General features: G+C 69.4%; 19 protein-coding genes. 4 read left to right on the top strand and 15 right to left on the bottom strand.

Features of this window, described 5'->3' with window-relative positions; all coding sequences use genetic code 11:
* Positions 1-2: 2 nt before the first annotated feature.
* The 6 genes from AB0I12_RS10520 to AB0I12_RS10495 form a co-directional block, all read right to left on the bottom strand.
* On the bottom strand, positions 3-1,508 hold the full coding sequence (locus AB0I12_RS10520) for a multicopper oxidase domain-containing protein (protein ID WP_359927445.1): 1,506 nt from the start codon (positions 1,506-1,508) through the stop codon (positions 3-5).
* Complete coding sequence (locus AB0I12_RS10515; protein ID WP_359927442.1) at positions 1,505-1,939, bottom strand: hypothetical protein; 435 nt, start codon at positions 1,937-1,939, stop codon at positions 1,505-1,507. The genes AB0I12_RS10520 and AB0I12_RS10515 overlap by 4 nt, the downstream gene beginning before the upstream one ends.
* A complete protein-coding gene (locus tag AB0I12_RS10510) occupies positions 1,936-2,301 on the bottom strand; it encodes a hypothetical protein (RefSeq protein ID WP_359927440.1) in 366 nt (121 codons plus the stop codon). The genes AB0I12_RS10515 and AB0I12_RS10510 overlap by 4 nt, the downstream gene beginning before the upstream one ends.
* 58 nt (positions 2,302-2,359) lie before the next feature.
* A complete protein-coding gene (locus AB0I12_RS10505) occupies positions 2,360-2,704 on the bottom strand; it encodes a hypothetical protein (RefSeq protein ID WP_355482883.1) in 345 nt (114 codons plus the stop codon).
* A gap of 149 nt (positions 2,705-2,853) precedes the next feature.
* Complete coding sequence (locus AB0I12_RS10500) at positions 2,854-3,078, bottom strand: hypothetical protein (RefSeq protein ID WP_359927437.1); 225 nt, start codon at positions 3,076-3,078, stop codon at positions 2,854-2,856.
* Positions 3,079-3,162: 84 nt separating this feature from the next.
* Positions 3,163-4,191 carry a LacI family DNA-binding transcriptional regulator gene (locus AB0I12_RS10495; protein WP_359927434.1) on the bottom strand — a complete coding sequence of 343 codons (1,029 nt, stop codon included), beginning with the start codon at positions 4,189-4,191 and terminating at the stop codon, positions 3,163-3,165.
* Between the two features lie 109 nt (positions 4,192-4,300).
* On the opposite strand from AB0I12_RS10495, the gene AB0I12_RS10490 reads away from it, so the two are divergent.
* Together AB0I12_RS10490 and AB0I12_RS10485 are read left to right on the top strand one after the other, a co-directional pair.
* Complete coding sequence (locus tag AB0I12_RS10490) at positions 4,301-5,005, top strand: copper homeostasis protein CutC (protein ID WP_359927431.1); 705 nt, start codon at positions 4,301-4,303, stop codon at positions 5,003-5,005.
* Positions 5,002-5,268, top strand: a complete 267-nt coding sequence (locus AB0I12_RS10485; RefSeq protein WP_355699602.1) for a DUF4031 domain-containing protein — start codon at positions 5,002-5,004, stop codon at positions 5,266-5,268. The genes AB0I12_RS10490 and AB0I12_RS10485 overlap by 4 nt, the downstream gene beginning before the upstream one ends.
* 15 nt (positions 5,269-5,283) lie before the next feature.
* Here the strand turns inward: AB0I12_RS10485 and tuf are convergent, their stop codons facing one another.
* The 4 genes from tuf to AB0I12_RS10465 all read right to left on the bottom strand — a co-directional run bounded on the left by tuf (position 5,284) and on the right by AB0I12_RS10465 (position 11,972).
* Entirely contained in the window at positions 5,284-6,471 is a 1,188-nt protein-coding gene (gene tuf / locus AB0I12_RS10480; RefSeq protein WP_359927428.1) for an elongation factor Tu, read from the bottom strand.
* 285 nt (positions 6,472-6,756) lie between these two features.
* Positions 6,757-9,138 (bottom strand): PQQ-binding-like beta-propeller repeat protein, encoded by a 2,382-nt coding sequence (locus tag AB0I12_RS10475; RefSeq protein ID WP_359927425.1) that lies wholly within the window; start codon positions 9,136-9,138, stop codon positions 6,757-6,759.
* A 205-nt stretch (positions 9,139-9,343) separates the two neighbouring features.
* Positions 9,344-11,593 (bottom strand): PQQ-binding-like beta-propeller repeat protein, encoded by a 2,250-nt coding sequence (locus AB0I12_RS10470; RefSeq protein WP_359927422.1) that lies wholly within the window; start codon positions 11,591-11,593, stop codon positions 9,344-9,346.
* Between the two features lie 67 nt (positions 11,594-11,660).
* The gene (locus tag AB0I12_RS10465) at positions 11,661-11,972 is read right to left on the bottom strand and encodes a metalloregulator ArsR/SmtB family transcription factor (RefSeq protein WP_355699606.1); all 312 of its coding nucleotides are present in this window, start codon (positions 11,970-11,972) and stop codon (positions 11,661-11,663) included.
* A gap of 90 nt (positions 11,973-12,062) precedes the next feature.
* Between AB0I12_RS10465 and AB0I12_RS10460 the strand changes: the two genes are divergently transcribed.
* Positions 12,063-13,253, top strand: coding sequence for an MFS transporter (locus AB0I12_RS10460; RefSeq protein WP_359927419.1), 1,191 nt, complete (start codon positions 12,063-12,065; stop codon positions 13,251-13,253).
* On the opposite strand, the gene AB0I12_RS10455 is transcribed toward AB0I12_RS10460, so the two are convergent.
* From AB0I12_RS10455 to AB0I12_RS10435, 5 genes are all read right to left on the bottom strand, one after another.
* Positions 13,240-15,249, bottom strand: coding sequence for an AAA family ATPase (locus AB0I12_RS10455; RefSeq protein WP_359927418.1), 2,010 nt, complete (start codon positions 15,247-15,249; stop codon positions 13,240-13,242). The two genes, AB0I12_RS10460 and AB0I12_RS10455, sit on opposite strands and share 14 nt — an antisense overlap.
* Before the next feature lie 37 nt (positions 15,250-15,286).
* Positions 15,287-16,000, bottom strand: coding sequence for a phosphatase PAP2 family protein (locus tag AB0I12_RS10450; RefSeq protein ID WP_359927416.1), 714 nt, complete (start codon positions 15,998-16,000; stop codon positions 15,287-15,289).
* 145 nt (positions 16,001-16,145) lie between these two features.
* Positions 16,146-17,033, bottom strand: coding sequence for a carbohydrate ABC transporter permease (locus AB0I12_RS10445; RefSeq protein ID WP_359927414.1), 888 nt, complete (start codon positions 17,031-17,033; stop codon positions 16,146-16,148).
* The gene (locus tag AB0I12_RS10440; protein ID WP_359927412.1) at positions 17,030-17,974 is read right to left on the bottom strand and encodes an ABC transporter permease subunit; all 945 of its coding nucleotides are present in this window, start codon (positions 17,972-17,974) and stop codon (positions 17,030-17,032) included. The genes AB0I12_RS10445 and AB0I12_RS10440 overlap by 4 nt, the downstream gene beginning before the upstream one ends.
* On the bottom strand, positions 17,974-19,596 hold the full coding sequence (locus AB0I12_RS10435) for an extracellular solute-binding protein (RefSeq protein ID WP_359927409.1): 1,623 nt from the start codon (positions 19,594-19,596) through the stop codon (positions 17,974-17,976). The genes AB0I12_RS10440 and AB0I12_RS10435 overlap by 1 nt, the downstream gene beginning before the upstream one ends.
* Positions 19,597-19,643: 47 nt before the next feature.
* Between AB0I12_RS10435 and AB0I12_RS10430 the strand changes: the two genes are divergently transcribed.
* On the top strand, positions 19,644-20,705 hold the full coding sequence (locus AB0I12_RS10430) for a sialidase family protein (protein ID WP_359927406.1): 1,062 nt from the start codon (positions 19,644-19,646) through the stop codon (positions 20,703-20,705).
* Positions 20,706-20,719 lie beyond the last annotated feature (14 nt).

The raw sequence follows: 20,719 nt of genomic DNA, 5'->3' as shown, positions 1-20,719 counted from the left end.
GCCTAGATCGTCTCGAAGGCCGCCATCATGGCCATGTCCTCGTGTTCGAGGTTGTGGCAGTGGATCAGGTACTTGCCCTTGTGGGCCGTGAACCTGACGAGCACCTCGACAACCTCGGCCGGGCGGATGTCGACGGTGTCCTTCCAGCCGCGGTCGTACGCCGAGATCTTGCCGCCGCCGCGGCTGAGGACCTGGAACGGGGCGAGGTGGACGTGCACCGGATGATGGACATCGGTGACGAACGACCAGATCTCGTCCTGGTCCAGCTTCACCTGCGCCTGCATCACCGCCGGATCGAATCCCTTCCCGTTGATCGTCCAGCCGCGGTGATCGCCGGCGCTCCCGCGCCGGAACCGCCACTCGCGCCGTACGACGCCCTTCGGCCGCGGAGTCGTGGCGTACGACGAGAGCGTCGCCGGGATCCTCGTGTCGTCCGGCGCCTTGCGCGCGATCTTGAAGCGCAGCACGTTCGCGTTGCCGTCGAGCTTGTTGACGACCGTGACCTCGTCGCCCGGCTGGTACTGCGAGAAGTCCACGATCACGTCGAACCGCTCGGCGGGCGCGATCACCAGCGTCTTGTGCTCGACCGGCCTGTCGAGCAGTCCGCCGTCGCTGCCGATCTGCACGAACGTCGCCGGGCCCTTGTCGAGAGCGAGCTCGTACCGGCGGGCGTTGCTCGCGTTCAGAATGCGGAAGCGGTACCGGACCGCGTCCACCTCGTGCACCGGCCACGGCGCGCCGTTCACCAGGGTGACGTCGGCGACGACACCCTCCATGTACGCCGACTCGACGCCGGGGCCATCCTTCGCGGCCGGGTACAGGAACGACCCGTCCGCGTCGAACGCGCGGTCCGCGATCACCAGCGGGATCTCCCGATCGCCCTTCGGCAGCGGAAGATTCTCCTCCTCGTCGTCGCGGATGATGTGCAGGCCGAACAGGCCGCGGTACACCTGCGGTGCGGTGTAGTCCATCGTGTGGTCGTGGTACCAGAGCGTCGCGGCGCGCTGCGTGTTCGGGTACGTGTAGGTGCGCTTGCCCATCGCCATGTCGCCGCCGGACATGTGGTGTCCGCCGTGCTGACCGTTCGCGGGCATGATCAGGTCGAGCGGCCAGCCGTCGCTCGGCGCGGGTGTGTGGCCGCCGTGCAGATGCACCACGGTCGACACGTCCAGCTCGTTGACCTGCTCGACCACGGTGGTCCGCCCGCTCCGCACGTCGAAGGTGGGGCCGGGGAACAGGCCGTCGTACCCCATCACCTCGGTCTTGAGACCGGGCAGGATCTCCAGGCTCGCCTTGCGCTGGACGACCCGGTAGTAGTCGGCCTTCGCGTCCGACCGGGTCGGCTTCTTGACCGGTGGGACCGGCAGCGGCACCTGGAACGGAGCAGGGAGTTTCGCCTTGCTGCGCAGGAGTTCTCCGGCCTGCGCGGGCTTGGCCTCCTGGCCGCAGGCGGTGAGAACCACGGCGCCGCCCGTGGCGGCCAGAAGTCCTCGGCGGGAAAGCCTCATCGTTTCGCCTCCTGGCGGCTCAGACGTGCGGTGCGGCGGAACGACCAGACGGTCATCCAGCAGACGGTGCCGACGATCGCGGTGCCGAGCGGGACGTGGACGGCGAAGTTCTGCAGGTAGCCGAAGGTGAGCTGGACGATCTCGGCGACGACCAGGACCACGGAGATCAGGGCCGGCCAGATCCGGCCGCGGCTGCCGATCGCGTAGCAGACGGCCGCGACCGTCTGGAGCAGCGCGATCATCCAGATGGTGCCGCCGATCACGCTGTGCACGTTCGTCATCGCATCGACGTTGCCGGCCAGGAAGTACCCGGCCGCGATCGGCTGCGCGATCACGAACGCGGTGTGCAGCAGCAGGCTGCCGCGCAGCACCTGCAGACTGACGCGCGGCCGTCGTACCTTGGCAGCCGGCTGGGGCTCGAGGGTGATCACGCGGCGACCGCCTGACGCCTGCCGACCCGGAGCGCGAAGGCGACCGAGACCACGACCAGCGCGATGCCCAGCGGGACGTGGATCGCCAGTTGGCGGCCGTACCCCATCGCGACCTGGACGACCTCGCCGGCCACGATCAGCAGACTGACCGCCGGCGCGATCCGGTCGCCGCCGGCCCGCCACCAGACCGTTGCCAGCAGCAACTGCGCGAGTCCGAGGAAGACCAGCGCCAGGCCGATCGGTTCGTGCAGGCGCAGGCCGGACGGCGAGCCGTTCAGGTACACACCCGCGAACACCGGTTGCAGGCAGATCGCCAGCGCATGCACCGCGGCCGTCACGCGGAGCGCGTTCAACACCTTCATGTAGACAGACAATAGTAGTCTGGCTACATGTAGAGCAATCAGGTATTACCCCGAGGGGTCAGGTGAGGTGCCCCAGGGGTGCGACGGTGATGCCGGCCCGCTCGCAGACCCAGTGCGGGTCGGGGCCGAGCTCGGGCTCGATGCGGAGCTCGTGGTCATGCAGGTCGTCGCAGGCCGTGCAGCGCGGCCAGCGGACGCCGGAGTCGACCAGGCGGTCCTGGACGTCCTGCGCCACCAGGCCCGCGATGTGCTCGGCGCCGTCGGGCCACTGGTCCAGCCACCACTGACGACCGGCGACGGCGTCCTCGAGCAAGGACACCATCACCGCGTCGTCGAAGCCGCGCGCGGCGAGGTCGTGCAGCACCATCGCCCGCGCGGTCAGCAACACCCCTGGCTCGTTCATCGCCCTTCAGGGTGCCAGACACCTCCGACAAAACCACGCCGCCGCCTGTCCGCATTTGGCTGGCTGACCAGCCAAATGCGGGGTTCGTCACTCCTGTTCAGGGTGGAGAACCCGCAAGCTCGGTGGTCAGCCAGGCAAATGGGGGGCGGTCAGCGGGCGGGGCTGGGGCAGGTGGGGGTGGGGTCGATTCGGTTGGCGAGACGGAGCTCGCGTTCGGCGGCGGACCGCAGTACGGCGCTCAAGCGCGCGCGGACCGCGATGGTACGGCGCGGCGTTGGCTCGTCGTGTGGCTGCTGGGGAGCGTTCGGGAGCGCGGACTGGGTGAGAGTGCGCGCGTTCTCGACGGCGGTGTTGCCGGCAATGAAGTACGTCATGGTTCTGCTCCCTCCTGAGAGCGTGGTCGATCGACCCGGGAACCGGACGGTTCCTGGGGAGATGTGTGTGGTTGTCAGTGCTTGTTAGGGCTTGGGCGCGGGTCCGCTGCTGGAGCGGACGATCAGCTGCGTCGGCATCAGCAGCTGGCGCTCGGTCGAGGCCGGGTCGAGCAGGATGCGGCCGACCGCGCGCCCCTTGTCCTTGATTGGCTGGCGGACCGTCGTCAGCCCGGCGGCCGCGGCGGCCGGAATGTCGTCGAATCCCGCCAGGGTCAGATCGCGACCCGGGGTCAGGCCCCGGACCTTCATCGCCTCCAGTGCGCCGAGCGCCTGCACGTCACTCAGCCCGACGATCGCCGTCGGCCGGTCCTGCGAGTCGAGCACGAACTCCGCGCCCTTCAGCCCGGACGCGAACGCGTTGTGCCCACCGGAGACGATCCGCAGCCGGGCGTCCGGCATCGCCTTCTGCAGGCCCTGGATCCGCAGCTCGCAGTCGGTGTACCCGACCTCGTCGAGCGTCAGCTCCACCGGCCGGCCGCCGGCCGCCTGCGCGTTGTCGACCAGGACGACGACCTCGCGGTGACCGAGCCGGGCCAGGTGCTCGCCCAGTTGCGCGGCCGCCTCGACCTCGTCGATCGCGACCCAGGACAGGTCCGGGTGGTCGCCCCGGTCGGTCGACACCGCCGGGATCCCGCGGTTGGCGAGGATCTCGAGCGCCGGGTGCCCGCCCGGTACGCAGAAGATCGCCGCCGCGTCGATCGCGGCCTGCTGGACGGCGTTGCTGCCGCCGGCGATGTCGGTCGAGCTGAGCGGCATCAGCAGCAGGCTGGTGGCGAACTCCTCGGCGACCTCCGCGAGCCCGGCCAGGAAGCCGACCGCGTACGGGTCCGAGAAGGCGTAGGCCAGCTTGTCCGTGAACAGCACCCCGACGGCGCCCGCCTTCCCGCTGCGCAGTGCGCGGGCCGACGCGTCCGGTCCGGCGTACCCGAGCTCCTGGGCGGTGGCCAGGATTCGCTCGCGCAGCGCCGTGGAGAGCTGGTCGGGCTTGTTGTAGGCGTTCGAGACGGTCGACGGCGAGACGCCCACGGCCTTCGCCACGGTCTTCAGCGTCACTCCCGCCACCTCGATCACCTCGTCTGTATCGTTCTTCTAAATCGTTCTAGAAAAACGATACAGATGGTCGTGCGCGAGTGCAACCGCAATATGGGAGATGATGGCGCGCATGGGTTCGTTGCTGGAGATCATCGCGTTGCATCCCGCGGACGCGGAGGCGGCGCAGGAGGGCGGGGCGGACCGGCTGGAGCTGTGCGCCTCGATGGAGGCGGACGGGTTGTGCCCGTCGGTGTCGACGGTCAGTGCGATCCGCCGGGCCACCGACCTGCCGCTGCGGGTGATGCTGCGGCTGGAGAACTCGTTCACCGCCAACGGCGCCGACCTCAACCGGCTGACCGCGATGGCGCAGTCCTTCCTGGCCGCGGGCGCGGACGGCTTCGTGCTCGGGTTCCTGACGCCGGACAACCAGGTGGACGTCGAGTCGGTGTCCGCGCTGGTCAGCACGTTCGCCGGGACGCCGTGGACGTTCCACCGCGCGATCGACGCGGTCCTGGATCAGCAGCAGGCCTGGCGCGCACTGCGCACGCTGCCCGGTCTGGACTGCGTGCTGACGGCGGGCTCGTCGATCGGTGTCAGCCACGGTCTGGACGACCTGTGCAAGCTGGCGAAGGAGGACGCCGCGGTGGCGGGCGTGATGATGGCGGGCGGCGGCCTGCAGCCCGAACACGTGCCCTGGCTCTACCAGAGCGGCGTCCGCCGGTTCCACGTCGGTACGTCGGTCCGCCAGGACGGCTCGTGGACGAAGGCGTACGTGAACTCCCGGTTCGTGCGCTCGTGGCGCACCCTGCTCGACGCCCAGGACGCGCGCGAATGATCCTCATCGACCCGCCCGCCTGGCCGGCCTGGAACCGGATCTGGTCGCACCTGGTGAGCGACGAGTCCCACGAGGAGCTGCACGCGTTCGCGAAGGCCAACGGCATCCCGGAACGCGGCTTCGACCGCGACCACTACGACGTACCCAGCGACCGGTACGACGACCTGGTCGCCGCCGGCGCCGTACCGGTGTCCAGCCGTGAACTGGTCAGCCGGTTGATCGCGTCGGGGCTACGGCACAGAAAACGGCCCCCGACCGGGTAGGTCGGGGGCCGTCGTTCAGTCGAGCAGCTCGGTGACGGTGCCGGCGGCGACCGTGTGGCCGCCCTCGCGGACCGCGAAGCCGAGGCCGACGTCCATCGCGACCGGCTTCTCCAGCTCCACGCCGAGCTCGATCGTGTCGCCGGGCATCACCAGGGCGATCGCACCCAGGTCGATCCCGCCGGACACGTCCGTGGTCCGGAAGTAGAACTGCGGCCGGTAGTCCGCGGCGAACGGGGTGTGCCGGCCACCTTCGGCGGTGGACAGCGCGTGCAGGTTCGCCCGGAACCTGCGGTGCGGCCGGACACTGCCCGGCAGCGCCACCACCTGGCCGCGACGGACCTCGTCGCGCTTCACGCCGCGCAGCAGCACCGCCGCGTTGTCGCCCGCGTCCGCGGACTCCAGCGACTTGCCGAACGTCTCCATCCCGATCGCCGTGCTGGTGATCGTCGGACCGAGCCCGACCACCTCGACCGCGTCGCCGAGCTTCAGCGAACCGCGCTCGACGGCACCGGTGACCACGGTGCCGCGGCCGCTGATGGTGAGCACGTTCTCGATCGGCATCAGGAACGGCTCGCCGAGCTCACGGTCCGGGACCGGCACGTAGTTGTCGACCGCGTCCAGCAGTTCGCCGATCGCGGCGGTCCACTGCGGGTCGCCCTCCAGCGCCTTCAGTCCGGACACGCGAACGACCGGTACGTCGTCGCCGGGGAAGCCGTACTCCGAGAGGAGCTCACGGACCTCCAGCTCGACCAGGTCGAGCAGCTCCGGGTCGTCGACGGTGTCGGCCTTGTTCAGGGCGACGACCAGGTACGGTACGCCGACCCGGCGCGCGAGCAGCACGTGCTCCCGCGTCTGCGGCATGGCGCCGTCCTGCGCGGACACGACCAGGATCGCGGCGTCCACCTGGGCGGCGCCGGTGATCATGTTCTTGACGTAGTCGGCGTGCCCGGGCATGTCCACGTGCGCGTAGTGCCGGGTCGCGGTCTCGTACTCGACGTGCGAGATGTTGATCGTGATCCCGCGCTGCATCTCCTCCGGCGCACGGTCGATGCCGTCGAAGGCGACGAAGCGGTTGACACTCGGGTCGCGCTCCGCGAGCACCTTGGTGATCGCGGCGGTCACCGTGGTCTTGCCGTGGTCGACGTGACCCATCGTCCCGATGTTGAGGTGCGGCTTGGTCCGCACGAACTGGCTCTTGGCCATCAGAAATTCCTTTGTCTGTCAGAAGGTTCGGTGTGAGCCAGGACCCTCCGGCAAGCCCTCACAGCGCTGTCACCGCGTGGAGGGGGCCGGTTCGGGCCACCCTCCTCCGCGGGTCCTGCTGGGCAGGAGGAGGGTCAGCTTCGCGCGCCGGTGCAATCGACTGACAGAGCCCACGTGGGAGCGCCCGTCAGGCCGGTGCCTGACAGGTCGGACTCGAAAACCACGCGGAACATGCGGATCACGGTAGGTGTCAACAGTGCCGGGAGCAACAGAATTCCCGGGCCCTCAGTTGAGCGCGAACAGCCGGGTTCCGTCGGAGAAGATCGGGCGGGCGGCGGCCACCGTGACGGCCGGCCTGTTGCAGGTGACTTCCTCGGACTTGGCCACCGGCTGCGTGTTCGGGCTGGGCAGGATCGGTCGCGGCTGGACGCCGGTGGTGCCGATCATCACGGGGGAGCAGCTGCCGTTCGGCTGCGGCATCAGCGTCACCACGCGCCCGTCCGGCAGCAGTGCGAACCCGTTCCGCGGGTACTCCGGCTGCTGCAGCCGCGGCGGTACCTGCAGCAGGTGGTGCCACTGCGGTGTCCCGTCGGCAGGGCTCGACGACGACACGTCGTACGTCTGCGGTTGTCCGGGGTCGTTCCCGGTCCGGCAGGTGATCAGCACCAGTGCGGCGTGCGTCGCGGCCAGCTGCGCGTCGCAGGACGAGGAGCCGAGCCGCGGGCGCGGGGTGCCCGGGACAGGCGTGGTCCAGATCAGGTGGCCTTCGCTGATGTCGACCGACCACTGGTACAGGGTGCCGCCGGCGGCGCCGGTCCAGATCAGGCCGGAGACCTCACGGGTGTCCGGTACGGCGACCAGGTCGCCGACCCACGTCGACGGGTCCAGCTCCGAGCTCAGGTCGATCCGTGCGCCCAGGTCGACCTCCCACCGCTGTGCGCCGGTCTTGATGTCCAGGCCGCGGACGACGGCGCCGTTGCCAGCACACGCGTCAACGACGACTGCCTGGTCGCCGACCAGCGCGCCCTGGGTGACCGTGCAGCGCACTTGCGCCCGCCAGTGTGTCGGGCTGCTGACGCCGTGCGCGACCACATAGTTGTCTTCAGCCACGAGCAGCTGGTCGGCGTCGACGGCCAGCGCGGTCCCGTCGGTGTCGACCTCGGTCAGCACCTGTCCGCTCACCGCGTTCAGTACGGCGTACGTCGGCAGCTTGATGCCCGCGGGGGCACGGTTGTCCGAGCGCGGGAGATGCGCCACGACAGTGCGTCCGTCGGCGGACACCACCAGGCCCTTGGCGCCACTGGACGCGGCGTCCTGGACGTCGGCCCGGGAGTACCGCCACCTGATCTGGCCCGTGGCCGCGTCGGACATGACGACGCCGTCCGGCCGCAGCTCCGCGACGCCGCCCGCCGTACCGGTGATAGCGCCGGTCGCCGGGACCTCACGGCTCCACGCCAACGTCCCGTCGAGCTGGACCGGCAGCTGGGTCGGCTGCGCGGTCGTGGTCGTGCTGACCGTGTTGGCCGTCTCCAGCCGGGCCTGGACGAACGGTTCGCCCGCCGAGACGACGACCCACGCCAGCAGCGCGCCGCACACGACGGTCGCGCCGACGCCCAGCCAACGCGGGGGAGCCTGGGCGTATGGCGGGGCGAGCCGCAGCCGTCGTGCCAGCGCCAGCAAGGCGCCGGCGAGCACCAGTGCGACCGAGGCGATCAGGAGGTACGGCCAGCGCTCGGACATGGCTGCACCGGGCTGGGCGACCGGCCAGCGCCACCAGCACACGCCGACGGCGATGAGCCCGACAGCCGCGAAGACGATCGCCGGAACGGTCACCAGCCGCTGCTGCGACCGCCGGAACCACGCACAGGCCAGCGCGGCCGCCACCGCCGTACCGGCGATCGGGGCCCACACCGGGAAGCCGCTGATATCGGCCGGTTCGGCCGGCCACTTGGCGGCCGCGCCGAGGCCGCGGCCCAGCAGGACCGAGGACGCGACGACCGCTCCCAGTGCCGCACCGAAGTAGACGACCGGGATCAGCCCGCCGATCGGTCGGGCCGCCTTAGGGCCCAGCGAACCGACCTCCCGGGTCAGGTTCTCCCTGGCCGGCCGTTCCCATTCCTCGTGGCCCTTGGCGGTCGCGTACAGCCGGGTCTCGCTCAGACTCTGCAGGAACGACATCCGGCCGCGGGCGAAGTCCCGGTCGGCGATGTGCTCGTACTCCTGCCGGATCCCGGCGGCGTACTCGTCGTACCGTGCGGCCGGCAGGCTCAGGATCCGCAGGTCGGCGTCGCAGAGCACGGCGCCGTTGCGGTCGTCCGCCGCGCAGTCGTGCTTCGCGGTCAGCCGGACCAGGCGGCCGATCTCCTCGACCCGCGCGGCCTCGACGCCGTACGCCGCCAGCTCGAGCTCGGCCAGCTGCGCCGAGACCTCTTCGTTCTCGCCGGGGTCGGCCTGCGGGTCGTAGATGGCGTCGTGGAACCAGGCCGCCAGCCGCACTGTGTCCGCGTCGTCGGCGTACTCGGCCAGCTCGTCGATGGTCTGGAGGACCTCGGCGAGGTGCTGCTGGTCGTGATAGTGGCGATGTTGCTCTGCGTAACGAGCCAGCAGGTCGTCGCCCAACGGCTGCGCGTGCGGCAGCAGGCGATTCCACTGGTCGCGCAGGTCCATGGCCAAGGAGTCTGGCACCGGTAGGGAGCCGTCGCCGACCGATCCGGCGTTCCCGGATCGGTCCGTGGCCAAAGCGATATCGGCTCGTCACCTGACCGCTCCGGCAACTGCGCTCCGCAACGAATTGCACCCGTGGAATTGCGGCGCAGATCACACTCCGGCGCGGCCTCCGGGCCTCGCGGACGACCCCGGCTACGCGCAGTCACTAGCGCAGGGCGATGACGGTGTTCCGGCCGGAGGTGAGGACGAGGTTGCCGACGGCGCGGGGGTCGCGGCTGCAGGTGATGCCGGTGGGCAGGCGGGTCTGACGGAAACCGGCGCGGCTGATCACGTTGGCGACGCAGGCGGTGGTGCCGCGGGCCAGTGAGACGACTCGGCCGTCCGCCGTGACCGTGACCTTGTTTCGCGGGTTCACCGGTGCCAGGGCCTGCCAGGCGGTCAGGCCGGTGTTGGCGTCGATGGCGGTGACGATCGTCCGGCGGCTCACCGTGGTGCTCGGGCCGGGGCAGTCGATGACGATCAGGTACTTCCCGGCCGCATTGAGCAGCGTGCGGCAGGCCCAGGTCTTCGGCACCTCCCACCGCCACCGGATGTCGCCGGTGCGCGGCTCGATCGCGGTCAGCGCTGCCGGTACGTCGGAGTCGCCGCCCGGCTCGGCCACGACGACGAGACCCGCGACCACGACCGGGCGGCGGTAGGTGTCGGCCGAGGTCTTGGTCCACAGTTTCTTGCCCGACTGGACGTCCAGGGCGGTCATCTCGTCCGGCCGGTCGTCGCAGGTGTGGCTGACGAAGGTGAGCACGGTCTCGGCCGTGGCGATGGCGCCCATGTCGGTGCAGTCGCCGGAGTCGTACGTCCAGCGCTCGTGACCGCTGGGGTCGACACCGTGCAGCTTGCCGGAGCGTTCGCCGACCAGGAGCGGTTGAGCCTGCAGTACGAAGCGGTCCCGGGTCCGGCCGGGCCACGCCGCCTTGCGGTGACCGGTGTTCGCGTCGAGCAGCAGGTAGCCGACGTCGGCGAACTGGGCGAGCACGTACTCGCCGTTGCCGGTGGCCGCGATCACGGGCTTCTCGTCGGAGTCGGAGCGGCTGTAGCGCCAGCGCAGCGCGCCGGTGGCCGCGTCGAGCATCTCGACCACGCCGTTCGGGCGCGGGATCGCGACGCCGTACCGGGTGCCGATCGCCTCCTCCGCTCCGGTGCCCGCGACGGAGTCGCTGACCCACGCGACGCCGCCGTCGAGCACCGACGGGCTGGCCTTTCCGGCCGCACGCGCGGCTCCCTCGATCCGCTCGTTGGACCGGAGGACGTACCCGCGGGACAGCGGTTGGACGATCAGCAACAGGACGAGGGCGACTGTTGCGGGTACGGCGAGCCAGGCGAGCTGCTGACCGAGGTTGCGGGCCGGCAGGAAGCGAGCGGTCCGCGTACGGAGCAGCGAGGCGACGAGGGCAGCCGCACCGGCGCCGAGCAGCAGGATCAGTGCGGAGATCAGCAACGGGACGCGCAGGCCCACGCCGACGGCCGGGTTGGTTCTGGGCGCTTGAGCCCAGGCGATGAGCAGTCCGGTGACAGCAACCGCCACTACGGCGCCTGCGATGAGGCGGGCGCGCTGGCTGGCACTGCGGGCGCAGCGGAAGAGGACTGGTGCGCTGAAGAACGAGAGGACGGCCAGGGCTACCGTCGGCCAGCCGGCCTGGTCTTGTGCGGCCGGGGTCTGCCAGGACGCGCCCGACGCCGCAATGGCGACAACCGCGGCCGCAATCGCGGTGAAGGTGGCGATTGCGGTCAGGGCTGCCTGTTGCCAGCCACGCCACGGGGCCGGGAGCTCGCTGTCCAGTTCGGCGAGCTCTGCCTCGAGGTTGACCCGGGCGACCGGACTGAGGCGTTGTCGCGCCAGTTGGGTCCGGTACAGGTGGCCGCCGAGCAGTTCGCGGACCTCGTCGTACCTGTGCTCCAGTGCGGCCTTCCGGTCGCCGGCGTCGCGTCGTACCTCGGCTGTGTGGACGGCGTACCGGCTGGGGTCGGACGCGAGGACGGCGTTGACGGCATCCAGCAGTACGTCACCGTTCGCGTCGCGGCGCGGCGGCGCGTAGGAGTCCGGCGGCGGTGCGGCGAGGTCGCCGGTCAGCCGGATCAGCCGGGCGACCTCGGCGATCCGGACAGGAGGTACGCCGTACTGCGGCAGCAGCTGCTCGGCGAGCCGGGCCGATGCTTCGGCGTCCTCGTCCGGGGTGCCGCCCGGCTCATGGACCGCTCGATGGAACCAGGCCGCGAGGCGGACGCTGGTGGGGTCCGTGGACAGCTGGATCAGCGAGTCCAGCGCGGTGAGGACGATGCCGAGGTAGTGGTCGCGGTAGGCGCGACGGGTGCGCTCGACGTACCGCGCGACCAGGTCGTCGGCCAACGAGGCAGACCCGGGCACCAAGTCGTCCCACCGCGCCCGGAGCTCCACCACTGCTTCAGTCTGCCAGCCGCACTTCTACAACCGTCCCACGATCACCCCACCGCGAGCTTGCGGTTGCCTACTGCTTCGCCGACAGGATGCCCGTGAGCAGGCCGGGGTAGAGGGCCTCGAGGTCTTCGCGGCGCAGGATGCTGATCCGACGGGTGCCGTCGGTGTGGGTGGACAGGACGCCTGCCTCGCGCAGGATCTTGAGGTGGTGGGCCCGTGTGGACGCGGTCACCGGCAGCTCGATCTCGCCGCAGCAGACGCCGGCCGGGTTGTCGGCGAGCGCGCGGACGATGGTCAGCCGGACCGGCTCGCCCAACGCCTGGAGAACCGCCTCGACGCGGATCTCGTCCCGCCCCGGCTGCGGGAGAACTTTCGTGGCCATGGCTCCATAGTACGACGCCTGTCGAAGTTCGATGAACTTCGTAGTACGATGATCGTCGAACTAGTGAACCTCGTCTCCGGAAGGTCTTCGATGTCCGCACGGATCTACTTGCTCGGCGCCGGTGCGTTCGCGGTCGGCACCAGCGCGTACGTCGTCTCCGGTGTCCTGCCCGACGTCAGCTCGGAGCTGCACGTCTCGCTCACCGCCGCGGGTCAGCTCGCCACCGCGTTCTCGCTCTCGTACGCGATCGGCGCCCCGATCCTGTCCACACTGACCGGCCGGTGGGAGCGTCGCACCCTCCTGATCGCCGCACTGGTCCTGGCCGCGCTCGGCAACCTGATCGCCGCGGTGGCCGCCAACTACCCGGTCCTGATCGCCGGCCGGGTCGTGGCCGCGCTCGGCGCCGCCCTGTACACACCGGCGGCCACACTGTTCGCCACCAGCCTGATGCCACCTGAGGAACGCGGCAGGGCAGTGGCCATCGTCTTCGGCGGTCTCACCTTCGCGCTGGTCCTCGGCGTACCCGCCGGGACACTGCTTGGTCCGACGCTCGGTTACAAGGGCGTCTTCGCACTCATCACCGCGGTCGCCGTACTGGTCGCCATCGCCGAGCGTGGCGTGCTCCCGAAGGTCGACGCTCCGCCCGTGGTCAGTCTGCGCGAGCGCTTCGCGGGTGTGACCGACCGGCGTGTGCAGGTCGTCCTGGCCATCACGGTGCTCGCCGTCCTCGCAGCGTTCAGCGTGTACATCTACATCGTGCCGCTGCTCAAGCACACCGCCGGACTGACCGGCAACGTCACCGGCCTCCTCCTGCTGCTGTACGGCGTGGGCGCGGTGATCGGGAACTTCCTCGGCGGACGGATCACGGACCGGTTCGGCAGCCTCCGCACGCTGGTCGTCCTGATGGCCGGCATCACGGCCGTCCTCGCCACGCTGGACCTGACGCTCACGACCGAGGCCGGCGCCGGGGTGGCCCTCGTGGTGTGGGGCATGCTGACCTGGGCGTTCAACCCGCCGATCCAGAACCTGCTGATGGAGCTCGGCGGCGGACTCCTGATCTCCCTGAACGCGTCCGCGATCTACCTGGGCGCCGGACTGTCGGCCGTGGTCGGCGGACTGGTCATCCAGACCGTCGGAGTCGGCTATCTCCCCGTACTGGCCGCAGCGCTGTCGCTCGTCGTGCTCGGCCTGGTCTACGTGCTGTGGCGTGACCCGTCTCTGCAGCGCGTCGAGGAGCTCGAGCGTGACGAGGACATCTACGTCACGGCTACGGCTGACTGAGAACTGCGGGCAGGTCCTCGCTGTGCAGGACGACCAGTGAGGTGACCGCACGAGTCAGACAGACGTAGAGGCGGCGGAGCCCGGTCCGCTCGTCGGCTTCACCAGCCACGATGCCGGCCGGCTCCACCAGCACCACGTGGTCGAACTCGAGACCCTTGGCGAGTGAGGCCGGTACGACGTCCAGGTGGGCCTCGACGTCGTCCTCGTCGCCCAGCACCGAGAACGGGATGCCCTGCAGAGCCTTGCGGGCCGCGGGGACCAGCGCGTCCGGGACGATCAGCCCGATCGAGCCGAGACGCTCCGACACCTCGCGGACGGTGGTGACCGCGGCGGCCAGGCTGTCGGGCACGCGCGTGATGGTCAGCTCACCGCGTGCCCGCCGTACCGCCGTCGGCGGTTTCAGGTGCGGGGCGATCGACGGCAGCAGGCGGGCGGCGTACTCGATCACCTGACCGGGGACGCGGAAGCCGGCGGTCAGCTCCTCGGTGTGGGCGCTGGTCTTGCCCAGGTGCTTCAGCGCCTCGTCCCACGACGGCGTGGCCCACGGCGTGGTGCCCTGTGCGATGTCGCCGAGCACCGTCATCGAGCCGGTCGAGCAACGCCGCCCGACGGCCCGCAGTTGCATCGCGGACAGGTCCTGCGCCTCGTCCAGCACCACGTGCCCGAGGGACGGCGTACGGTCGACCAGGTCGGCGATCTCGTCGATCAACGTGGCATCCGCGACGGACCACTTGGCCGCGCCCGCGGACCGCGGCACCTTGTCCCAGATCAGCAGCGCCTGCTCTTGCGCGGTGAGGATGCCGTCGGCGTGCCGGGCCAGGAGCTCAGGGTCGGTGAGCAGGCGGAAGAGCAGCTTCGCCGGGTCCACAGCCGGCCAGAGCGCGTCGGCGTACTGCTTGACCGGGCGGCTGCGGGCCACCGAGTCCTGCACGCGGTCGTCGGGGGAGTCGCCGGCCGCCTCCATCCGCAGCAGGACAGCGTGCGCGAGCCGCTGCGGCAGCATCGCGCGGCCGGCGCCGTACCGGATGCCGCGGCCGCGCAGCTCGGTGACGAGCTCCTCGGCCTGGTACGCCGCCACTCGCCAGCGGTGCGCCCCACGGGGCACCACGAGCGACTCCTCGGGCAGCTTGACGTGGGACCAGACGGCCCGGTGCAGCACCTCGGCCATCCGCGCATCGCCCTTGAGTACGTCGACCAACGCCGGCCCGGGCCCCGCCACCTTCACGCGGGCGACCATGTCCTCGACGGTCGTCTGCTTCGCTTCGATCTCACCCAGCGCGGGGAGGACGTCGCCGATGTACCGCAGGAAGCTCGCGTTCGGACCCACGACGAGGACACCGGCCCGGCTGAGCTGGTCCCGGTACGCATAGAGCAGGTACGCCGCCCTGTGCAGCCCGACCGCGGTCTTACCGGTACCGGGGGCGCCCTGGACGCAGATGGTGTCCTCGACGCCGGCCCGGACGATCACGTCCTGCTCGGGCTGGATGGTGGCCACGATGTCGCGCATCGGGCCGGACCGTGGGCGCTCGATCTCCGCGTCGAGGATGTCGCTGTGCTGGTCGTCCTGACCACTCGCGGTGAGGTCCTCGTCCTCGAAGGCGGTCATCTCGCCGTGCGTGAAGCCGAACCGGCGACGGACCCCCACGCCCATCGGCTCGGTCTTGCTGGCCCGGTAGAACGGCACCGAGATGTCGGCCCGCCAGTCCACCACCAGCGGCTCGCCCAGCGCGTCGTTCACGTGCCGGCGGCCGATGTGGAACGTCTCGTCGGTCGGCTCGAGGTAGTCCAGCCGGCCGAAGAACAGGGGTACGTCGGGGTCGTCCTCCAGCTCCTTCATCCGCTGGAAGATGGCGGCCTGCAGGAACTCCTGGTTCACCCGGTCCGCGCTGTGGATCTCCAGCGCGCCGGTCTTCTCCCGCATCTGCGCCAGGGCCGCCCGGGAGGTCTTCAGGTAGTCCTTCTCGGCCTGGAGAGTGTCGGACGTGTCTGAGGGCATGCTGAAACCTCCGGCGAGTGTGGGGAGCCCAGCTACGTTACTTGAGCACTCTGCGCGGCGGAACTGAATTACGGGTCCATGGCCTGTCTGCGTGCAGGCCGCGCCGCAAGAGCAACGGCAGGCTGGCCGCCAGCAGGACCAGCGCGACCAGGCCGTCCAGCCAGTAGTGATTGGCGGTCACGACGACGACGCCGAACGTGATGATCGGGTGCAGCAGCCAGAGCCAGCGCCAGCGCGACCGGGTGATCAGGATCATCGACAGCGCGATCAGGGCGGCCCAGCCGACGTGCAAGCTCGGCATGGCGGCGAACTGGTTCACCGCTCCGCCGGTGTGGTCCGGTCCGTAGACGGACTGACCGAACCGCAGCCCGGTGTCGACGAAGCCCGGCATCATCCGCGGCGGCGCCAGCGGGAACGCGATGTGACCGATCAGTGCCAGTCCGGTCAATGACACCATCGTCCAGCGGACATGCGAGTACGCCTGCGGCCGCCAGATGCTCAGCCAGAGCAGTACGGCGGCCGTCAGCGGCGCGTGCACGCTGGCGTAGTACAGGTTGGCGCCCTGGATCAGGTGGGGGAACTGGAAGGCCCAGTGCTGGACCGCGGCCTCGTTCGGCAGATGCAGCCAGTTCTGGAACGACAACACTTCGTGGGCGTGGTCGAAGGCCGACCCGGAGTGCCGGGCAGCGAGCTGCCGGCCGGCGCTGTAGACGAGAAAGAGGGTGGCCAGCAGGACTGCTTCCCGGGCCACTCTCCAAAAAACCTTCTGCTGTTGTTCCCTGCCCTGCCCCACCCGCTCCAGCGCCTGTATCCCCATACCGTTCGACGGTACTCGCCGGACCCTCAGGATGGGCCCAGGCCGGTCCCTGACGTTGCCCTGGGCAACCCCTGAGCGGTCAGCCCTTCACGGCGCCGGTCAGCACCCCCTTCGCGAAGTGCCGCTGCAGGAACGGGTAGATCACCAGGATCGGCACGATCGAGACGACCAGGATCGCCATCTGGATCGAGGCCTGCGGCGGCAGCAGTTCGGTGCCGAGCTCGGCGCTGCCGAGTTGCGTGTCGTTGATGACGTACGTCCGCAGGACCAGCTGCAACGGCCACAGCCTGGAGTCGTTCAGGTACAGCAGCGCGGAGAAGAACGCGTTCCAGTACGCCACCGCGTAGAACAGGCCGATCACCGACAGCACGGCCTTGGACAGCGGCAGCACGATGTACGAGAACGTCTTCAGCTCACCCGCGCCGTCGATCCGTGCGCTCTCGGTGATCTCGTTCGGCAGGTTCATGAAGAACGCCCGCAGGACGACCACGTTGAACGCGCTGATCATCGTCGGCACGATCAGCGCCCAGATGCTGTCCAGCAGCCCGACGCCCTTCACCGTGAGGTACAGCGGGATGATGCCGGGGGAGAACAGCATGCTGAACAGCACGACCAGCAGGATCGGCCGGCCCGCCACGAAGCCGGGGCGGCCCAGCGCATAGGCCAGCAGGCACGACACGGTCAGGCTCAGCAGTGTGCCGACGATCGTGACGAAGATGCTGACGAACAGTGCCCGCGTCACCACACCGCCGGCGAACAACGACTCGTACGCCGCGAAGTTGATCGACTTCGGCAGCAGCACCAGACCGCCGGACTCGTTGATCTGCTTGTTCGGTGCCACGCTGGTCGAGATCACGCCGACGAACGGAATGATCACGACCGCGCAGAAGACCAGCAGCACCAGGCCCTTGAAGGCCCGCATCGGCCAGCCAGGCATCGGGACGCCCTGGACGATCTTCCGGCTCATTTCTGGTACACCCCTTGCTCGCCGAAGATGTGGGCGACCTTGTTCGCGGTCAGCACGAGCACCACGCCGACAATGCCCTTCACGAGCCCGACCGCCGCGGCCACGCCCCAAGCGCCGCCCAGCACGCCGTTGTTGTAGACGTAGGTGTCGAGCACTTCGCTGACGTCACGTCCGACCGCCTGCTGCTGGAGGATGATCTGCTCGAAGCCGACGGTGAGCGAGTCACCGAGGCGCAGGATGAACAGCAGGATGATGATCCCGCGCAGGCCCGGCAGCGTGACGTGCCAGAGCTGTTTCATCCGGCTCGCGCCGTCCACGCTGGCCGCCTCGTACAGCTGCGAGTCGATCTGGGACAGCGCGGCCAGGAACAGGATGGTCGCCCACCCGGTGTCCTTCCAGATGATCTGCGACGTCAGCAGCACGTGGAACAGCTCGGAGTTCCCGATGATGTCGATCGTCGACAGGTCGTGGGACCGCAGGTAGTTGTTCAGCAGCCCGCTGCCGCCGAGCATCTGCTGGAACAGCGCGACCACGATCACCCAGGACATGAAGTGCGGCAGGTACAGGATGCTCTGTGCGATCCGCTTGATCCGCTCCGAGAACAGTGAGTTCAGCAGCAGGGCGAGCAGGATCGGCGCCGGGAACACGAAGATCGACTGCAGGCTGGTGAGGATCAGCGTGTTCTTCAGCGCCCGCAGGAACGCCGGGTCGCCGTTGAAGATCACACTGAAGTTCGCCCAGCCCGACCAGTCGCTGCCGCCGATCCCGAGGAACGGCTGATAGTCCTTGAACGCGATCACGTTGCCCAGCAGCGGCACGTAGTGGAACGCGACGATCAGCGCGACACCGGGCAGCGCGAACAGCAGCAGCACGCGGTCCCGCAGCAGCCGCCGGCCGAGGCTCAGGCGCTGCTGCGGGTGCTTGGCGGATCTCTGCAGCATTACTTCCCTGCCGTGTCGGCGTGCGCCTGCTCGAGCTCGGTGCGGATCTTGTCGCCGCCCGAGGACTTCCAGGTCTGCACCGCGGCGGTCCAGTCCGACACCGGCTTCTTGCCCTGCACGATCTGGCCCTCCAGGTCGGTCATCGTCTTGGACAGCTGCGTCTGCTTCTTCGACTGGGTGTCGGAGTACAGCCCGTACGACGCGTCGTACACGAGCCGCTTCGCGACCTTCTCCTGGATCGCGTGCTGCTTGCGCGGGACGTCAGGCTTGCCGGCCCAGTACAGCGCGAGCGTCGAGTCGCTGATGTACTGCAGACCGATGCCCGTCTCCACTACGCCGACCTTCGTCGGGACCGGGTCGGTGCCCTGCAGCGTGTAGTGCCGGCCCGCGACGCCGTACTTGCGGAACATGTACTCCTCGGTGCCGAACGGGGCCGCCATCCAGTTGGCCACCTTCAGCAGCGTCTCGGCCGAGTGCTTGCTGGCCTTGCTGAACGACGTCACGTTGTTCAGCGCCGAGCCCATCCACGGCTTGCCCTCGCCGCCGTCGAAGCCCGGTACGTCGAGCATGTTCACCGCGAACGCGTCGCCGGCGGTGTTGTCGTTGTAGTACTGGTTCCAGGCGACGAAGCTGTCGTAGTCGAACGCGGCGATGCCGCCGTTGAACCACTGCTTGCGGGCGCTGGCCTTGTCGTTGAAGGCGTCCGGGTTGATCACCCCGGCGGCGACCATCTTGCGGCCGGCCTCGAGCGCCTCGAGCTGCGCCTCGTCCTCGAACGTCGAGGTGAACTTGCCGCCCTCCTCCTTCCAGACGTTGGCGATCCCCAGCATCTGCCGGATGGTCGACAGCGGCACCCGCGTCCAGGCCCACTTGTTCTGTTTGGCCGCGGTCATCTCCTTGGCCAGGTCGAAGAACTCCTGGAAGTTCTTCGGCGCCGGGTCCTTGATGCCCTTGGCGGCGAGCAGGTCCTCGCGGTACAGCGCGAGCGACGTCCGGGACATGCCGCGCGGCACCGGCACGCCGTAGATGGCGCCGTTGAACACGCAGCCCTTCCAGTACTCGGCCGGGATGTTCGCCAGGAACGGGTATTTCTTGATCGCATCACCCGACAGGTGCTCGGTCAGGTCCATGCACTTGGACTTCACCAGGCCGGGGATCTGCGGCGTGTCGGTCGGGATGTTCAGGATGTCCGGCAGGTCGCCGCCGGCGATCCGGGTCGCGAACTTGTCCTTGTACTCGTCGTTGGACGCCATGCTGATCTGCAGCTCGGAGCCGAGCCGCTTGTTCAGCTCCTGCCAGAACTGGTTCTTGTCGGCGGCCGGCGGGATCGCGCCGGGGATGTTCGTCATGAACGTGATCGGCGAGCCGTCGCCAGGAGCCTCGGCGATCGCCTTGACCGGGTTCGCCGGGTACTTCAGGAAACCGTCCAGCACCACGTCGGTGCCGGGCAGGTCCGGCGTGATCTCGCCGTACTTCGTGTACGTCGGCAGCTTCACGGCCGCGTTCGCCGCGGCGGTGTTCTTCTTGTCGGACGCGCACCCCGCCAGCAGCGGCGTACCCGTGACCGCGACAGCGGCGGCGGCCAGACCGCCGCCGAGGAATGTTCTTCTGCTGACCGGCATGAGGCCTCACTTCCATCGGAGGCCCACACCATGACATAGTACGTCCTATGTCATCAAGAGTCGGCGCTTCGGAAATCTTCGATCCGGCGGGCAGCGGGTATCACACGTTCCGCATCCCGGCGATGCTCGCGCACGGCTCGGTGCTGCTCGCGTTCTGCGAGGGCCGCCTGCACGGCTCGGGTGACGCCGGCGAGATCGAGGTCGTGCTGCGCCGGTCGCTCGACGGCGGGCTCTCGTGGTTGCCGTTGCAGGTGGTTTCGGCGCAGCCCGGCAAGACGTGTGGCAACCCGGTGCCGCTGGTCGATCCCGCATCGGGCGACATCGTGCTGGTGACGGTGCAGAACGGCGCCGACGCGGTCGAGATGTCGCTTGCCCGGGGCACCGATCCGGTCGACGGCCGGCGGGTCTTCGTGCAGCGATCCGCGGACGACGGCGCGACCTGGAGTGCGGCCGTGGAGATCACGTCCCAGGTGAAGCCGGGCGACTGGGGCTGGTACGCGACCGGTCCGTGTCACGGCATCACGCTGCGCTCCGGGCGTCTCGTCGTACCGGCGAACCACTCGTTCGTCCTGGACCGGCCGGTGGACAACCTGATCCGGCTGAACGGCGGGCACTGCATCTACAGCGACGACGGCGGTGTCACGTGGTCGGTCGGATTCGTCGACCGCAACGACGGCGCCGAGATCAACGCCAACGAGACCACCGTCGCCGAGTTGCCGGACGGCCGGTTGTACTTCAACGCCCGCAATCACCAGGGCACCGGACCGGCCCGGGTGCACGCGTGGTCGTCGGACGGCGGTCAGACGCTCGATGCGCCGTACGCCGGGATTCCCGAGATCACCGCACCCGGGATCCAGGGCAGCGTGCTCTGCCTGCCCGACGGGCGGTTGCTGCTGTCCACGCCGGTGAACCCGGACAGCCGTCGTGAGCTGACCGTCTTCGTGAGTTCGGACGACGGCGCGTCCTGGAAGCCGGCGCTGGTCGTGCACGAAGGCATGGCCGGCTACTCCGACCTGGTGCTGCTCCCCGACGGTTCGGCCGGAATCTTCTACGAGGCCGGTGAGACCTCGTCGTTCGCGACCTTGCGTTTCACACCATTCGCCCTTTGAGGTTGGGAGACCCC

The organism is Kribbella sp. NPDC050459, assembly GCF_040655315.1.
Taxonomy (GTDB): Bacteria; Actinomycetota; Actinomycetes; order Propionibacteriales; family Kribbellaceae; genus Kribbella.
This window is presented reverse-complemented; position numbering and strand designations above follow the sequence as displayed.

Excerpts from the sequence above, each read along its gene's own strand:
- AB0I12_RS10520 (WP_359927445.1), bottom strand. The coding sequence starts at position 1,508 with ATGAGGCTTTCCCGCCGAGGACTTCTGGCCGCCACGGGCGGCGCCGTG.
- AB0I12_RS10510 (WP_359927440.1), bottom strand. The coding sequence starts at position 2,301 with ATGAAGGTGTTGAACGCGCTCCGCGTGACGGCCGCGGTGCATGCGCTG.
- AB0I12_RS10505 (WP_355482883.1), bottom strand. The coding sequence starts at position 2,704 with ATGAACGAGCCAGGGGTGTTGCTGACCGCGCGGGCGATGGTGCTGCAC.
- AB0I12_RS10500 (WP_359927437.1), bottom strand. The coding sequence starts at position 3,078 with ATGACGTACTTCATTGCCGGCAACACCGCCGTCGAGAACGCGCGCACT.
- AB0I12_RS10490 (WP_359927431.1), top strand. The coding sequence starts at position 4,301 with ATGGGTTCGTTGCTGGAGATCATCGCGTTGCATCCCGCGGACGCGGAG.
- AB0I12_RS10485 (WP_355699602.1), top strand. The coding sequence starts at position 5,002 with ATGATCCTCATCGACCCGCCCGCCTGGCCGGCCTGGAACCGGATCTGG.
- tuf (WP_359927428.1), bottom strand. The coding sequence starts at position 6,471 with ATGGCCAAGAGCCAGTTCGTGCGGACCAAGCCGCACCTCAACATCGGG.
- AB0I12_RS10475 (WP_359927425.1), bottom strand. The coding sequence starts at position 9,138 with ATGGACCTGCGCGACCAGTGGAATCGCCTGCTGCCGCACGCGCAGCCG.
- AB0I12_RS10465 (WP_355699606.1), bottom strand. The coding sequence starts at position 11,972 with ATGGCCACGAAAGTTCTCCCGCAGCCGGGGCGGGACGAGATCCGCGTC.
- AB0I12_RS10460 (WP_359927419.1), top strand. The coding sequence starts at position 12,063 with ATGTCCGCACGGATCTACTTGCTCGGCGCCGGTGCGTTCGCGGTCGGC.
- AB0I12_RS10455 (WP_359927418.1), bottom strand. The coding sequence starts at position 15,249 with ATGCCCTCAGACACGTCCGACACTCTCCAGGCCGAGAAGGACTACCTG.
- AB0I12_RS10445 (WP_359927414.1), bottom strand. The coding sequence starts at position 17,033 with ATGAGCCGGAAGATCGTCCAGGGCGTCCCGATGCCTGGCTGGCCGATG.
- AB0I12_RS10440 (WP_359927412.1), bottom strand. The coding sequence starts at position 17,974 with ATGCTGCAGAGATCCGCCAAGCACCCGCAGCAGCGCCTGAGCCTCGGC.
- AB0I12_RS10435 (WP_359927409.1), bottom strand. The coding sequence starts at position 19,596 with ATGCCGGTCAGCAGAAGAACATTCCTCGGCGGCGGTCTGGCCGCCGCC.
- AB0I12_RS10430 (WP_359927406.1), top strand. The coding sequence starts at position 19,644 with ATGTCATCAAGAGTCGGCGCTTCGGAAATCTTCGATCCGGCGGGCAGC.